This is a genomic window from Aeromonas sp. 3P, assembly GCF_051919745.1.
Taxonomy (GTDB): domain Bacteria; phylum Pseudomonadota; class Gammaproteobacteria; order Enterobacterales; family Aeromonadaceae; genus Aeromonas; species Aeromonas veronii.
On record NZ_JBQBED010000001.1, the window covers coordinates 4,527,437 to 4,542,866 of the forward strand.

Here is a 15,430-nt window from a genome sequence, read left to right on the forward strand (position 1 = left end):
CCCCCATGAAAATGAATAAACTGACGGTCGCCATCCTCATCTCCATGATGTTTGGCATCCTCACCGGCCAGGGCTATCGGATGTTTGCCGCAGATCAGGCTGCGGATTTCGCCAATAACATCACGATCCTGACCGATATCTTCCTGCGCCTGATCAAGATGATCATCGCTCCCCTGGTCTTCACCACCCTGGTGGTCGGTATCGCCAAGATGGGCGACACCCGCACCGTGGGTCGTATCGGTGCCAAGACCCTCGGCTGGTTCATGCTGGCCTCCCTGATGTCCCTGAGCCTGGGTCTGGTGATGGTGACCCTGATGCAGCCGGGTGTGGGTCTTTCACTATCCCTGCCCAATGACACCGCCAGCTCGGGCATTGCTGCCGGTGCCATTACCCTGAAAGATTTTGTGACCCACGCCATCCCCAAGAGCGTGGTCGAGGCGATGGCCACCAACGAGATCCTGCAGATCGTGGTCTTCTCCCTCTTCTTCGGTCTGGCTGCCGCCGCGCTCGGCGATCTGGCCAAGCCGGTGGTGGTGCTGATGGCCAGCGCTGCCGAGATCATGCTGAAAGTGACCGGTTATGTGATGAACTTTGCACCGTTCGCGGTATTTGGCGCCATCGCCGCCATGGTGGCCAAAGAGGGGCTGGGTATTCTGGTTACCTACGGCAGCTTTATGGCCCAGTTCTATATCGCGCTGGCCTGTCTCTGGCTGCTGCTGATCGCCATGGGTAGCGTCTTCCTGCGTGGTCGCGTCATCAAGCTGCTGGCGATGATCCGCGAGCCGATCCTGCTTGCCTTCTCGACTGCCAGCTCCGAAGCGGCCTATCCGAAGACCCTGGATCGTCTGGAGAAGTTCGGTTGTGACAAGCGCATCGCCAGCTTCGTGCTGCCGATGGGGTACTCCTTCAACCTCGACGGCTCCATGATGTACTGCACCTTCGCGGTGATGTTCATCGCCCAGGCGTATGGCATCGAGCTCTCCATGGCCCAGCAGATCACCATGCTGCTGCTGCTGATGGTCACCTCCAAGGGGATGGCCGGGGTACCGCGCGCCTCTCTGGTGGTGATTGCCGCCACCCTGAACCAGTTCCATATTCCGGAAGCGGGCATCCTGCTGCTGCTGGGGATCGATCACTTCCTCGATATGGGCCGCTCTGCCACCAACGTGCTGGGCAACGCCATCGCCGCCAGCGTGGTCGCTAAGACCGAAGACAGTCTGGGTGAAACCGTCGCGCTGGGCGAGAGTGAGCCAGCCAAAGCCTGATCACAACGCCATGAAAAATAAACAACAACGGCCCGCCAATGCGGGCCGTTGTTGTTTATGGCTCGTCTACACTGCTAGATAGTTTTCATCTGGAGTGTACGGTTATGAACATTGCTCGTCGGCTTCAACTGATAGCGCTGCTGGTTATGCTGGCGCTTGTTTTCCTCAGCTGGTTCAGTATCAACCGCCTTGGGGCTGGCAATCGAGACTTGAGCTATGTGACGGACAATACGGTGCCCAGTATTGCGCTGATCAAGGAGGTGCAGGCTGCGTTTTATGAGCTGCACTCCCGGGTTCAAAGCCATATCCTCAACACCGACAATGACAAGATGCAGCAGATAGAAGCGGATATTGCCGAGCATCGCAAACAGATCAATTCGCAACTGGAGAAATATAAAGCAGAGATGCTCTCCAATGACGAAGACCGACGCCTGACCGACGATGATCAACGAATTATTGCGCAATACTATCAGGAGATAGACAAGGTTCTGCAGCTCTCCCACCAAAACAAAAACGACGAAGCGCGAGACATGCTGGCAGGAGAAGCCACCAGAGTGTTCCAGCAGTTTGCCAAGGCAATCGAGCTTCATGTCAACTTCAATATGGATTTGGGACTGGCGCTCAAGAAGCAGGGCCAGGAGAATTATGACAACAGCCTGCAAACCCTGTTGTTTATCGCTGGTGGTGCCACCGTACTGACGATGGGGCTGTTTGTCTGGTTGTTCAATCAGGTGGCCAATCCCCTTCGCACCGCCATGGATACCCTGACCCGGATCCAGCGCGACCTCAACTTTACCCTGAGAGCAGATGTGAAACAGCAGGATGAGATTGGTCTGACCCTCAATGCGGTCAACCGGCTGCTCGATACGCTGCAACAGACATTTACCGAATTTTCCGTCGGCAGCTTGCAGATCAAGAGCACTGCCGAATCCCTCTCTCAGGCAGCGCAACACTTGGCCAGCTCGGCTAATCAGGCCAATGATGCCACCAGTCTGATAGCCGCCGGTGTGGAAGAGATGACGGTCAGCATCACCGATATCTCCCAGCGCACTCAGGAGACGAGCCGCATCACCAACGAGTCGGGGCAACTGGCGACCGAAGGGGGCCGGACCATTGAGCGCACCGTTCATGCCATCAACGAGATCGCCAACTCGATCCGGCAGGCCTCGGCCGAGGTCATTGCGCTGGGTGAGGGCATTTCGCGCATTGGCGGTGTGGTCAACGTGATCCGTGATGTGGCGGGGCAGACCAACTTGCTGGCCTTGAACGCGGCCATTGAGGCGGCGAGGGCCGGGGAGTCCGGCCGTGGCTTTGCGGTGGTGGCAGATGAAGTGCGCAAACTGGCTGAGCGCACAGCCCAATCCACTCAGGAGATCTCCGCCACGGTAGAGGCGATCCAGCAGGAGTCGAACAATACAGTCTCCCGCATGCATCTGGTGGAGGAGAAGGTGAGCCAGGGGGTCACCATGGCGACCGAGAGTGGTGCCATTATTGCCGAAATCCGCAGTGCGTCGCACCGGGTGATGGAGCAGGTGGGCGAGATCACCAATGCCATCCGCGAGCAGAGTTCGGCCGCCGAGTCGATCGCTCATCAGGTGGAGCAGATTGCTCAGGTCGTGCAGCAGACCAGCAGCACAGCGGAAGAGACCTCAGCCGCCGCCGAGGAGCTCAATGTCACCACCGAGAGCATCCACCAGCAGATATCCCGCTATCGCATTCAGTAACGCCGAGAGTTGTTATCCATCCGCTATCCCCGCCCGCCAGCTGGCGGGGATTTTTTATATGGCTTGTTTAGAAGCCTGAGCCCGGTTGCTGCAAAAATGCCGCCTCTTCCGGTGTGCTGGGGCGACCCAGAATGTCGTTGCGGTGGGGGAAGCGGCCAAAGCGTTCGATGATCACCTGATGGCGGCGGGCAAAGTCGGCAAATCCTGCGAAGGTCGCTTGCGCCGGTGTGCCAGCCTGCTCGGCAGCCAGAGCCTCGAACAGGGCCACACTTCTGGCTTGTTGTTCGCGGGATTCGGCATGTTCCAGCGGCAGATAGAAGAAGACCCGCTCCAGTGGCGAGAGGGATTTGTCCGCCCCGATGGATAGCCCTTTCAGGCAGAGATCCCTTGCTAGCGGATCCTGGGCAAAGGCCGCAGGCGTGCCGCGATGGATATTGCGGGGCAGCTGGTCAAGCAGCAGGATCAGCGCCAGCCGACCGCTGGGGAGATCGGCCCAGTGGGCGAGGCTGCCCTCGGCTGCCGCCTCTGCCTGTTCGCCAAAGCGGCTGGCCAGCAGGGCATCTGTTTCGCTGCTTTTTCCCCACCAGAGCGGGGCTTGCCGTGTGGCCCGCAGGACATCATCGGCTTCGTCGCCAAACCAGAAAGCGAGCAGAGGTTGCCAGGGTTGCATGGGAACTCCTTGAGGTGATTCAGAGGGAACCAGGAACAAATGGCTCAGGGGTGCTGCCGAAACGGCGGCTTCTCGTTACACTGTGCCATCTTTTGCCCGAAAGACGTAACCCCCCGATGGCGAGCGCCGGATTTTTGGCTCGGCCGATGATGGCCTGCGATCGCCATGAGGTGGTCCTGTTGACCCTGGTGGTTATCGGGATGTACATCTCTCTCGCGGTGTTGTTCTCACTGATATAAGGAATCTTTGATATGGCCGGAACCAGTTTGTTGGCCCTGCTCGACGATATCGCCAGCGTGCTCGATGACGTGGCGCTGATGACCAAGGTCGTGGTGAACAAGCGCGAGACATTTTTCGGGAAGACGTTTCTCACTGATATAAGGGATCTTTGATATGGCTGGAACCAGTTTATTGGCCCTGCTCGACGATATCGCCAGCGTGCTTGATGACGTGGCGCTGATGACCAAGATGGCGGCGAAGAAAACTGCCGGGGTGTTGGGGGATGATCTGGCCCTCAACGCGGAGCAGGTTTCCGGAGTGCGTGCCGAGCGGGAGCTGCCGGTGGTGTGGGCGGTGGCCAAGGGCTCATTTCGTAACAAGCTGATTCTGGTGCCCGCAGCCATCGCCATCAGTGCGCTGGTGCCCTGGCTTATCACGCCACTCTTGATGCTGGGAGGCGCTTACCTCTGCTTTGAGGGGGCCGAGAAGCTGGCCCACAAGTTTCTGCCCCATGAGGCGAGTGAGGGGGAGGCACACACTGCTCCTATTCCCGATGATTTGGCCGCGTTTGAGCAGCAGAAGGTGAAGGGAGCGATCCGCACCGATTTTATTCTCTCTGCCGAGATCATCGTCATCGCCCTTGGCACGGTACAGGGAGCAAGCCTCGCGCTGCAGCTCTCGGTAGTGGCGGGCATCGCCCTGCTGATGACCATCGGGGTCTACGGGTTGGTGGGGCTGATCGTCAAGCTCGATGACATCGGTCTGCATCTGCTGCAAAAAACCGATGGCAGCGCCCTGCGCCGCGCGGTGGGGCAGGGACTGCTGGTGACGGCTCCTCGTCTGATGCACCTGCTGGCACTGGTCGGCACCATTGCCATGTTTATGGTGGGTGGTGGCATTCTGGTGCATGGCTGGCCTTTTGCCCATCACCTGATTGAAGGCGCAGCCGCTGTTGTCGCCACCCTGCCAACAGTAGGGGCCGTACTGGCGGCGGTGACGCCGACGCTGCTCAACGCCGTGGCCGGTGTGGTGGCGGGTCTGCTGCTGGTTGCCGTGATGACGCTGGTGAGCCGTCTTGCCCCGGCCAAGGGATAAGCGAGCTTGCGGGCCATTTTCTCTTTTTCCTCTCTTCATTTTTTGGCCCTCGGGTTGCCCGGTCTCTGACTTGCTGCCCGCAGGTCTGTTGCGCCTCCCGATAAAGGCCTTTGCGAGAAGCTATGTATCAACAACAGTGGAATAACGACCATATCTACCCGGGCCTCGACAGCACCGAGCTGGAAGCGGACATGCGCGCAGCCCGCCACGCGCTGGAAGAGCTGGCCAGCTATATGGCGGGTCTGGACGGGGTGCGCGGCGATGACGCAGCGCTGCAGGATTTTTTGCGGGAAGTGCGGCTGCGCGCCCGTGATATTCGCCATATCGGCTGGAACGTCGCCATTCTGGCCGCGTGCCGCGGCAGTCAGGATGCGCGGGATCCGCAGGCCAAACAGCTGGCGTCCCGTGCCCGCGCCCTCAACGCCGATCTGTTCAAGACCCTGGCGCCGGTGGAAGATCTGATGCTGGCGCTGCCGGAAGATGCATTTGTCGCGCTGATGAGTGATACGCTGCTCGGCGAGGAGGCGTACCGCTTGGGCCATGAGCGTCGTTTGCAGGATCAGCGCTTGCCGGTGGCGGCGGAGCAGCTGGTGATCGGTCTGGGCACCGATGGTCTGCACGCCTGGGGCAACCTCTATAACGATCTGGTGGGCAAGATCCGGTTAACCATTGATGGCCGCGAGATGGGGCTGGCCGAGGCGAGCAATCTGCTCTCCAGCCCGATACGTGCGCTGCGTTTAGAAGCCTTTGATGCCATCAGCGCCGGTTGGGAAGGGGAGCAGGAGACGGTTGCCGCTATCCTCAATGCCCTTAACGGCTGGCGGTTGGAGCTGGCCCGTCAGCGCGGCAAAACCCGTGTGCTCGATGCGCTGGATCTCTCCTGCCATCAAAGTCATATCGAACGCGCCACCCTCGATGCCCTGATGAGCGAAACCTGGCGAGCCCGTGGGTTGGGCCAGCGGGCGCTGGAGCTGATGGCCGAGCGCCTTGGTCTCGACGATCTGGGGCCGGAGGATCTCTTTGCGCCGCCTCCGGCCGTCAGCAGCCGCGAGATCCCTTTCGAGGAGGCGATCGAGTTGATTGCCGATGCCTTTAGCCGTTTCGATCCCGAGATGGGGGCGTTTGCCCGTATGATGGCCGAGAAGGGGTGGATTGATGCGGCACCCACGCCAAATCGCCGCACCGGTGCCTACTGCACCAAGTTTGCCGAACCGGTCGAGCCGCGGGTCTTCGTCACCTATGCCGGCACTATGGACAATGTCATTACGCTGGCCCATGAGCTGGGTCACGCCTGGCACAACTGGGTGATCCGCGATCTGCCGATGAGTCAGCGCAGCTACCCCATGACGCTGGCGGAGACCGCCTCCATCTTTGCCGAAACCCTGGTGCGAAGCGCCCTGTTCGAGCAGGCGCAAAGCCCGGAAGAGCAGCTGGCCATCGCCTGGGCGGAGGCCGATGGCGCAGCCACCTTCCTGGTCAATATTCCGGCCCGCTTCGATTTCGAGCGGGCGCTGGTGGCCGAGCGGGCGCAGGGTTATGTGTCGGCAGAGCGACTCAAAGCGTTGACCGACGAGGCGTGGGGACGCTGGTATGAGGGGAGCCTGACCCGCTATCACCCCATGTTCTGGGCGGCCAAGGCGCACTTCTCCATCGCCGGGCTGGGCTTTTACAACTATCCCTATCTGTTCGGTTATCTGTTCAGCCTCGGGGTCTATCAGCAGTTGATGAGCCGCAAGGCGGCGGGGGAAGAGGGCGTGGCCGAGGCGTATCGCGCCTTGTTGCGCGATACCGGCCGGATGAGCGCCGAAGATCTGGTAGCCAAGCATCTGGGGCAGGATATCCGTGAGGCCGCCTTCTGGCAGGGGAGTCTGGCACAAGTAGCGCAGGCGGTAGAGCGCTTCACGCAGTTGCCTGCCTGATTGGGTCAGCGGTGATATGAACAACAGGCCCCCGGACAGTCTCTCTGTCCGGGGGCCTGTTTGTTATGCCTGTTCTTGCTGCGGTTTGATGGGGCCAACGAACAGGGGGCGGGTCTGGTGAGTCAGGTCAGGCTGATAGCCGTTGAAGAAGAGGTTGAGCAGCACCGAGCTGATGGTGGCCAACAGAATACCGCTATGAAAAAGCGGTTGTAGCTGCGCCGGAAGCTGTTGGAAAAAATTCCCGGAGACCGTCGGGATCATGCCAATTCCGAGACTGATGGCGACGATATAGAGGTTGTGACGGTTGCTGTTGTAATCGGTGCGCGCCAGGATGCGAATGCCGGTGGCCAGCACCATGCCGAACATCACGATACCGGCGCCCCCCAGCACAAAGGGCGGGATGGAGGCGACCAGCACCGACATCTTGGGGATGAGGCCAAAGGCGAGCAGGATCCCCCCCGACATCACGCAGACCCAGCGACTCGATACCCCGGTCACGCTCACCAGACCGATATTCTGGGAGAACGAGGTGTGGGGGAAGCTGTTGAATATTCCACCAATAATGGTGCCGATGCCATCCACCCGCAGCCCGCGTACGATATCACCGCGCCTGGCCGGATGGCCGACGATGTCGCCAAGGGCCAGAAACATCCCCATGGATTCGATAAAGGTGATGAGCATGATCACCGTCAGGGTGGCGATGGAGATGGGATCGAAGGTGGGCCAGCCGAAGGCGAAGGGCACTATGGGGGCAAACCAGGCTGCCTCGCCGAGGCCATCTAGGCTTACTTCGCCCATGGCTATGGCCACCACGAAACCGAAGATGATCCCGAGCAGCACCGAGATATTGCTGAAAAAGCCCTTGGTGAAGCGGGTCACCAGCAGGATAAAGACGAGCACCAGAAAGCTGGTGCCGATATAGCGCAGGCTGCCATATTCCGGATTGCCCTTGCCCCCCGCCATCCAGTCGATCCCCACTTGCATGATGCTGATCCCGATGGAGGTGATAACCACCCCGGTCACTACGGTGGGGAAGAGCGGCATCAGCCGACCTATCAGTGGCACCAGCAGGGTCGAGATGATACCGGCGGCGATGGTGGCGCCGAAGATGCCCGTCAGCCCCAGATCCGGGTTGGCTCCGATGGCCAGCATGGGCATCACGGCGGCAAAGGTGACCGACATGATGACCGGCAGCCGGATCCCGGCAAAGCGGCCAATCCCGACACATTGCAGCAGGGTGACGATGCCGCAGCAGAAGAGATCCGAACTGATGAGGTAGGAGATTTGATCCTTGGGCAGCCCCAGACTGCCGCCAATCACCAATGGCACCGCCACGGCGCCGGCGTACATCACTAGCACATGTTGTAGGCCCAGGGTAAAGAGTTGGCCCATGGGGAGCATGCGCTCCACTTCATCCACCGGGCGCTTGCGCGCACCCGGTCGGGGGGAGGGGGGATTGGTCTCGTTCATGAACAGATCACTCCTTGAAGCCCGCGTAACTGCTACAGGCAAGATAGTGAAAGCCGCAGCTTTCCCGGTCATTGATCTCGTGTATTGACAGAGGTGCCAGATCCCTCGGCAGTAGTGAGAGGGAGCCGGTGCAGCACGGGTCAGTGCACAAAACATGCACAAAGCCACTTACGAGAGAAAACGTTTGGCGATAACGCCTTGTTTTTGCGGGATGAGTCACATACCGGCCAGATAAGTGTCCGGCTGCTGGCAGGGGAAGGAGGTGAGGGCATCTCAGATTGGTAAGGGGTTTATCATTATTGGTCTGGCGATCTCACTTTGATAGCCGGGCACCATAACGTTGCTCGCAATGCGCCCCTCTGCATGTGACGGCGCTCGCGGGCCGCAGGGCGCAATCGGGGGCGGGGGCGTGATCCAAAGCAAGAAAGTTGGATGTTTTGGTGGCGCACGGGGCCGCCGCTGGGGTAGTTTCGATAAAACCGACACAGATCCTGAGGTCTTATCCATGATCATCTATCTGCATGGCTTTGATGCAACCAGCCCAGGCAATCACGAGAAAGTGCTGCAGTTGCAGTTTATTGATGATGATGTGCGTTTCGTGCACTACAGCACGGTTCACCCCCGTCATGATATGAGCCATCTGCTCAAGGAAGTGAAAAAACAGCTCGATATGAGTACCGATCCCAAACCGCTGATCTGCGGCGTGGGTCTTGGTGGCTACTGGAGCGAGCGGATCGGCTTTCTGTGCGGCATTCGCCAAGTGATCTTCAACCCCAACCTCCATCCGGAAGAGAACATGCAGGGCAAGATCGACCGGCCGGAAGAATATGACGATATCGGTACCAAGTGTGTAACTGAATTTCGTAAGAAAAATTCAGGAAACTGCCTGTGTATCCTTTCCGTTCAGGATGAAGTGCGCGATAATCGGGACACTGAACGTGAATTGAAGAACTATTACGACATCGTGTGGGATGAGCGCGAGACTCATAAGTTCAAAAATATCTCGCATCATCTGCAGCGGATGAAGGCCTTCAAAGAAGCCTGATCCATCACGTCGACCGATTTCGTTTTAGGGAGCCAATGGCTCCCTTTCGTTTTGAGGAACCGAGGAAAATCATCATGATGAATATTGTCGTTGTAGGCGGCGGCGCCGGTGGCCTGGAGCTGGCCACCAGTCTGGGTCGCAAGCTTGGCAAGAAGAACAAGGCCAAGATCACTCTGGTCGATCGCAATCGCACCCACCTGTGGAAACCCCTGCTGCACGAAGTAGCCACCGGCTCCATGGACGCGGGCATCGATGCTCTGAGCTACCAGTCTCACGCCAAGAACCACGGTTTCGACTTCCAGCTCGGCACCCTGACCGACATCAAGCGTGACGATAAACGCATCGTGCTGGCCCCGATCCACGACGACAATGGCGACATCGTGGTCAACGAGCGCGAGCTGCCCTACGACTATCTGGTGATGGCCATCGGTTCTGTCTCCAACGACTTCAACACCAAGGGCATCAAGGATAACTGTATTTTCCTCGATAGCCCCTCCCAGGCGCACCGTTTCCACAACAGCATGATGAACCGCTTCTTGCAGTTCGCCACCGAATATAAGCCGGGCGATAAGGTGAAGATTGCCATCGTCGGCGGCGGCGCCACCGGCGTTGAGCTCTCTGCCGAGCTCTACAACGCGGTCGAGCAGCTCTACGCCTACGGCTTCAAGAACCTCACCACCGACAGCCTGAAGGTGACCCTGGTGGAAGCGGGCCCGCGCATTCTGCCGGCCCTGCCGGAGCGCATCAGCGGCGCCGCCCATCAGGAGCTGGTCAAGCTGGGTGTGGACGTGCGTACCGCCACCATGATCACCGAAGCGACCAGCGACGGTCTGCACACCAAGGATGGCGAGCTGATTGAAGCGGATCTGATGGTGTGGGCGGCCGGTATCAAGGCGCCTGACTTTATGAAGGATATCGCTGGTCTTGAGACCAACCGCATCAACCAGCTGGTGGTGAAAGAGACCCTGCAGACCACCCGTGACGAGAACATCTTCGTTATCGGTGACTGCGCAGCCTGCCCGCAGCCGGATGGCAAGTTCGTGCCGCCGCGCGCCCAGTCTGCCCACCAGATGGCCAGCCAGGCGTTCAAGAACATCCTGGCCAAGATGAACGGCGGCGAGATGAAGCCCTACCTCTACCACGACCACGGTTCGCTGGTCTCCCTCAGCCGCTTCTCCACCGTGGGCAGCCTGATGGGCAACCTGATGCGCGGCTCCATGATGGTGGAGGGTTACATTGCCCGTCTGGTCTACATCTCCCTCTACCGGATGCACCAGATCGCCCTGCACGGCTACGTCAAGACCGGCCTCATCATGCTGGTGGGTCGCATCAACCGGGTACTGCGCCCGACCCTGAAGCTGCACTAAGCCGGGATTTGGCAACATGTTGAATACCAAAAGGAGAGGCGATGGCCTCTCCTTTTTTATGGGCGCAGATCAGGAAAGAGAGAGCTACTTGCCCAGATAGGTGCGGTCGAAGAAGGTATTGACCCAGTGAGGGCGGTAGATGGCCAGCACCGTCATCGCCATGCCGTTGAGCAGAGCTTCGGGGAACAGCAGCAGTGGCCAGATGGAGAGGTAATCCGCGGTGATGGTGTGCCAGGGGTAGCTGTGACTTAGCCCCATCAGCAACGCACTGGCGGCCACCTTGACCGAGATGGTGATGGCGCCGCCGAGAAAGGCGGCCACGAAGATAGACAAAGAGATGGCGCGGCAGCCAGGCCCAGCTGGCCAGAAACAGCAGCCAGCTGGTGGCCACCGGCAGGGCGATGCCAACCAGTGCCTGCCAGCCAAAATCGGCCAGATTGGTGACGCCGAAGTAACCGAGCACCAGCAGGGTCAGACAGGGGGCTAGCAACGCCAGCCGCCAGCCCAGCAGCAGGGTGAGGGAGGTGAGCCCGAGAAAATGGACCTCCAGCCCCTCATGCAGACCGGCCCTTAGATACCAGAGCGGCACCAGCGCGATGGCACTGCCCAGCAGCAGGTGCTGATAGAGGGGGTTGTCATGGAGGGTTTGCCACAGGGAGCGGCGCAGGCTAAAGGCCAGCAGTACCAGCCAGATCAGAAGGGCGGCGAGTTGTCCTTCACTCATCTTGTCGTCCATTTATGCAGTAGAGTCCGGGCGGCCTTCCCGACCACCCATAGCAGAGCAGGCTGACGAGTCAGCCTGCTTTTACCATCAATATTTGACGTTGCTGTGGTACTTGCCGAGGATGCCCTTGACCCGTTCCATGGTCTCCTTGCTGGGGGGCTTGATCCCGCTCAGCTCGTACGGGTCGCCCAGCACGTCCCACTTGTGTTTGCCCAGCTCATGGTAGGGGAGCAGCTCCACCTTCTCCACGCTCTCGCCCAGCTCGGCGATGAACTGGCCCAGCCCTTCGGCGCTCTCGTCGTCATCGCTCCAGGTCGGTACCACCACGTAGCGGATCCACATGGTCTTGCCTTTGGCCGCCAGATAGCGGGCAAACTCCAGGGTGTATCTGTTGCTGACGTGAGTCAGCGGAATGTGTTTCTCGTCATTGATCTGTTTGATGTCGAGCAGCACCAGATCGGTCTGGTCGAGCAGCTTGTCCACCTGTTCGTCGAGATGACGGACGAAGCCGTTGGTGTCGAGACAGGTGTGGATCCCTTTCTCTTTGCAGGCGGTAAAGAGTTCGGTAATGAAAGCCGGTTGCAGCATGGCTTCACCGCCGGACGCTGTCACGCCACCGCCGGAGGCATTCATGAAGTGGCGATAGCTGGTGATGTCACTCATCAACTCCGGTACGGTCACTTCGCGGCCACCTTCGGTATCCCAGGTATCGCGGTTGTGGCAGTACTTGCAGCGCATCAGGCAGCCTTGCATGAATACGATAAAGCGTATTCCCGGGCCATCGACAGTGCCGCAGGTTTCGACGGAATGGATCCGGCCAACGGTGCCGTGAGCTCCGGCTGGCTGGCTGATTTCAACGGCTGGGATCCGATTAATGACAGACATAAACAACTCCAACGATTCGAGCAGGCCGTTATTTTATTACATAAACCCCTATTGATCCTACACCTTTAGTCCGGCGCCCGGCTGCCAAGCAGCAGCTCCAGCCCCTTGATGGTGAGCGGCCGACTGGTGAGAAACCCTTGATAATGCTGGCATCCCAGGGCTTTGAGGATGGTCAGCTGCGCCTCCTCTTCCACCCCTTCGGCGGTGACGGTAAAACGGAAGACCTGGGCCAGATCGAGTATCGCCTTGACGATGGCTCTGTCCTGTTCGCTGTGTACCAGGGTCTGAATGAAGCTTCTGTCCAGTTTCACCTCGTCGGCGGGCAGATCCCGCAGATAGGCCAGCGACGAGTAGCCGGTACCGAAGTCATCGATGGATATGAGGATGCCGAGCTCCTTGAGCTGGCGCATTCTGGCGATACTCTCCTGCCGATTCTCCAATACTACCGATTCGGTCACCTCCAGCAGCAGGCGGGAGGGGGCACACCGGTATCGCGCAAGATGTACTCCACCTGTTGTACGAAGCCCTGGGTGTGGAACTGGCGGGCACTGACGTTGACCGACAGATGGGGGATCTGCAGGCCACGGTTGAGCCAGAAGCTGTATTGGGCGCAGGCGGTCTTCATCACCCAGTAGCCGATTTCGAGGATCAGGCTGGTCTCTTCGGCGATGGGGATAAACTCCCCGGGTGGCACCATGGTGCCGTCGCTGCGCTGCCAGCGCAGCAGCGCCTCGATACCCGACAGCGAACCATTGTCGACCCGGTATTGCGGTTGGTAGTGGAGTTGCAGCTCGTGGTGACGCAGGGCATCGCGCAGCTCATTGGTGAGGGTCAGCCGGTTCTTCTCATGCTGGGCCATCGCCTCGGTAAAGAAGACGTAGTGGCCCTGACCGGCGCGCTTGGCCATGTGGGTCGCGGTGTCGGCCTGTTGCCCCAGGACCAGATGATCCGTCACGTTGCCGGAGAAGAGGCTGATCCCCACTGAGGCGCTGCAGTGCAGCTTGTGATCGCCGATGTCGAACGGGGTGCGAAACAGCCCCATCAGTTCGCGGGCGAAGTGCTCTGCCAGAATTTTGGCGGTGACTTCCCCTTGTCCCAGCTGGGTAAAGAGCAGGGCAAACTCGTCCCCCGAGATGCGCGCCTGCACCAGATTGTCCTGGGGCAGCTCCCTGAAACGCTGCACCACGGCTTGCAGCAGCAGATCGCCGCAGGCGTGACCGAGGGAGTCGTTGATCGACTTGAAGTTGTCGAGATCCACCAGCAGCAGGGCACCCCACTGGCTGTTGGAGGCGTTCAGGGTCTGCTGCAAAATATGGTTGAGACTGCGCCGGTTGTGCAGACCGCAGAGATCGTCGTAGTAGGCGAGCTGCTCGATATGTCTGGCCGCCTCTTTTTCCTGGGTGATGTCGTAGAAGCTGCAGATAAAGTGGCTGAGCTCCCCCTGCTCATCCTTGACGCCGTTCACCATCAAGCGCACCGGAAAGAGGTGACCATCCTTGTGCAGGCAGCGCTCTTCCCCAAGCCAGAACTCCTGCTCGTTGACGGTGCGGCTGACATCCTCCTTGAGATGATCCCCGTAGTAGGTGGGACGCAGCTTGCGAATGGAATGACCGATCACCTCTACCTCGCCAAATCCGGTGATCCGGCTGAAGGAGTGGTTAACCTTGAGGATGATGCCGTTGTGATCCATCACGATCAGCCCATCGTGGGTATTGAAGGCCACTTCCGCCAGCCGCAGGGCATCGTCGGTGGCGAGGCGCTTGAGTTCGATGGCGGCCCGCTCGTGCTGGCTGCTCAATAGATCCAGCAGCTGTTCGGGCTCCTCAAGAGGGGTATCGAGCAGCAGGGTGATCTGGCCAATAGGGGCGCCGCTTTGACCATGGAGCGGAATGCCGATGTAGGCGCTGGCATTGAGGGCAAGCAGCCGGGTCGCTTTGGGATAGCGTACGGGCAGATCTTCCACATAGATGGCCTGACCGTGCTGGAACAGCTCCTGAGCGGGGCCGGGGTCGAGCTGGATAGGCTTGAGGGTGGAGCAGATCTCCTCGTTGATGACGCAGCGGGGGATGATCCAGAGATCCTGACCGCGGGGCTGGAATTCGCCGATCCAGCCCACCCGGGCACCGCTGGCGCTCATGGCCCAGCTTACCAGCGTCTTGCAGTAGTCGATGCCGGTCTGCTGGTGCAGCTCGGGCGGGAGGGCCAGCTCGGCGCGGTGCTCTTCCGGTTGCCAGTGGCCGAGCAACTGGGCGCTGCTGCGCACCAGCTGCAACATCTCCTCGCTAAGCGGGGTGGGATCGAGATACTCCAGACTCAGCACCCCGAACAGCTTGTCCTGCTCCAGCAGGGCACCATCGAGGCGTGAGCGCACACCGGCACTGGTCAGATAGAGGTGATTGCTCAGCATCGGCTGGTGGGCCGCTTCCGAGAAACTCAACGATTTGCGGGTACGCAGGGCGCGGATATAGCGGCTGTCACCACGAATGGGGTAGAGCGCCTCGACCCCCAGGGTGAACACCGGGGTGAGTTGTTCGCTGCCGAGATCGCCGTTGGCCTGATAGTGCCAGAGGATGAGCCGATCGGCCCCCAAACTCTCTTTAAGGGCCTCGAGCAGGGGCGCATACTGTTGCTGGCTCGCCATCTGGCTGAGGCGCGGCAGTTGCAATGCCAGATCGGCGATGGGCTCCTGACGAAGGTTCTGCAGACAGATGAGCCAGAAGCCATCCTGCTCGTGAGCGAGTGCGATATGCCAGAGCTGGCTGGCAAAGCGCACGGTGATCTTGCCGCCATGGCCGTTGGCCAGCAGTTGTTCGATGGGCAGGCGCAGGGCATCGGGCAGCTGGGCAGGCCAGGGGGCGCGCGGTTCGTCGAGCCAGTAGAGCGGGGTTTGCATCACGTCGGTCAGGGCGACCAGCCGTTGACTGCGCAGGTCCAGACGGAAAAAGAGTGGCGTCTGGAGGGCAGGAGGAAGATGACTGAGTGCGGTAGACGACATGAACAAACAACATCCTGTTAAGCAACCGTCGGGGTTGCAAGAATACTGCAAA

The 15,430-nt window shown here is 59.7% G+C and carries 10 protein-coding genes and 2 pseudogenes; 7 read left to right on the forward strand and 5 right to left on the reverse strand.

The genetic code is table 11. The annotated features are described in order from the left end of the window. Nucleotides 1-5: 5 nt before the first annotated feature. Both ACTG19_RS21115 and ACTG19_RS21120 read left to right on the forward strand, forming a co-directional pair. The gene (locus ACTG19_RS21115) at nt 6-1,265 is read left to right on the forward strand and encodes a dicarboxylate/amino acid:cation symporter (protein ID WP_005334018.1); all 1,260 of its coding nucleotides are present in this window, start codon (nt 6-8) and stop codon (nt 1,263-1,265) included. A gap of 104 nt (nt 1,266-1,369) precedes the next feature. Further along, on the forward strand, nt 1,370-2,989 hold the full coding sequence (locus tag ACTG19_RS21120; protein ID WP_439989537.1) for a methyl-accepting chemotaxis protein: 1,620 nt from the start codon (nt 1,370-1,372) through the stop codon (nt 2,987-2,989). Between the two features lie 67 nt (nt 2,990-3,056). On the opposite strand, the gene ACTG19_RS21125 is transcribed toward ACTG19_RS21120, so the two are convergent. Then, nucleotides 3,057-3,659: a DUF924 family protein gene (locus ACTG19_RS21125; RefSeq protein ID WP_439989538.1), complete on the reverse strand. Its 603-nt coding sequence runs from the start codon at nt 3,657-3,659 to the stop codon at nt 3,057-3,059. 251 nt (nt 3,660-3,910) lie between these two features. On the opposite strand from ACTG19_RS21125, the gene ACTG19_RS21130 reads away from it, so the two are divergent. From ACTG19_RS21130 to ACTG19_RS21140, 3 genes are all read left to right on the forward strand, one after another. Continuing rightward, nucleotides 3,911-4,051 carry a hypothetical protein gene (locus ACTG19_RS21130; protein WP_021231002.1) on the forward strand — a complete coding sequence of 47 codons (141 nt, stop codon included), beginning with the start codon at nt 3,911-3,913 and terminating at the stop codon, nt 4,049-4,051. A 1-nt stretch (nt 4,052) separates the two neighbouring features. Continuing rightward, the gene (locus ACTG19_RS21135; RefSeq protein WP_076492155.1) at nt 4,053-4,973 is read left to right on the forward strand and encodes a DUF808 domain-containing protein; all 921 of its coding nucleotides are present in this window, start codon (nt 4,053-4,055) and stop codon (nt 4,971-4,973) included. 122 nt (nt 4,974-5,095) lie between these two features. Beyond that, complete coding sequence (locus tag ACTG19_RS21140; RefSeq protein ID WP_162628368.1) at nt 5,096-6,892, forward strand: M3 family oligoendopeptidase; 1,797 nt, start codon at nt 5,096-5,098, stop codon at nt 6,890-6,892. Between the two features lie 63 nt (nt 6,893-6,955). On the opposite strand, the gene ACTG19_RS21145 is transcribed toward ACTG19_RS21140, so the two are convergent. Then, on the reverse strand, nt 6,956-8,362 hold the full coding sequence (locus ACTG19_RS21145) for a nucleobase:cation symporter-2 family protein (protein ID WP_005353050.1): 1,407 nt from the start codon (nt 8,360-8,362) through the stop codon (nt 6,956-6,958). Between the two features lie 505 nt (nt 8,363-8,867). Here ACTG19_RS21145 and ycfP point away from each other — a divergent pair. Together ycfP and ACTG19_RS21155 are read left to right on the forward strand one after the other, a co-directional pair. Next, nucleotides 8,868-9,407 carry an alpha/beta hydrolase YcfP gene (gene ycfP, locus ACTG19_RS21150; protein WP_005334000.1) on the forward strand — a complete coding sequence of 180 codons (540 nt, stop codon included), beginning with the start codon at nt 8,868-8,870 and terminating at the stop codon, nt 9,405-9,407. Between the two features lie 74 nt (nt 9,408-9,481). Then, on the forward strand, nt 9,482-10,774 hold the full coding sequence (locus ACTG19_RS21155; protein WP_005333998.1) for an NAD(P)/FAD-dependent oxidoreductase: 1,293 nt from the start codon (nt 9,482-9,484) through the stop codon (nt 10,772-10,774). Between the two features lie 84 nt (nt 10,775-10,858). Here ACTG19_RS21155 and ACTG19_RS21160 read toward each other — a convergent pair. From ACTG19_RS21160 to ACTG19_RS21170, 3 genes and pseudogenes are all read right to left on the reverse strand, one after another. Beyond that, nucleotides 10,859-11,498 (reverse strand): annotated as a pseudogene (locus ACTG19_RS21160) (energy-coupling factor ABC transporter permease). A gap of 87 nt (nt 11,499-11,585) precedes the next feature. Beyond that, nucleotides 11,586-12,383 (reverse strand): pyruvate formate lyase 1-activating protein, encoded by a 798-nt coding sequence (pflA, locus tag ACTG19_RS21165; RefSeq protein ID WP_317103913.1) that lies wholly within the window; start codon nt 12,381-12,383, stop codon nt 11,586-11,588. A gap of 65 nt (nt 12,384-12,448) precedes the next feature. Beyond that, nucleotides 12,449-15,378: pseudogene (locus ACTG19_RS21170) on the reverse strand (sensor domain-containing phosphodiesterase). Nucleotides 15,379-15,430: the final 52 nt, after the last annotated feature.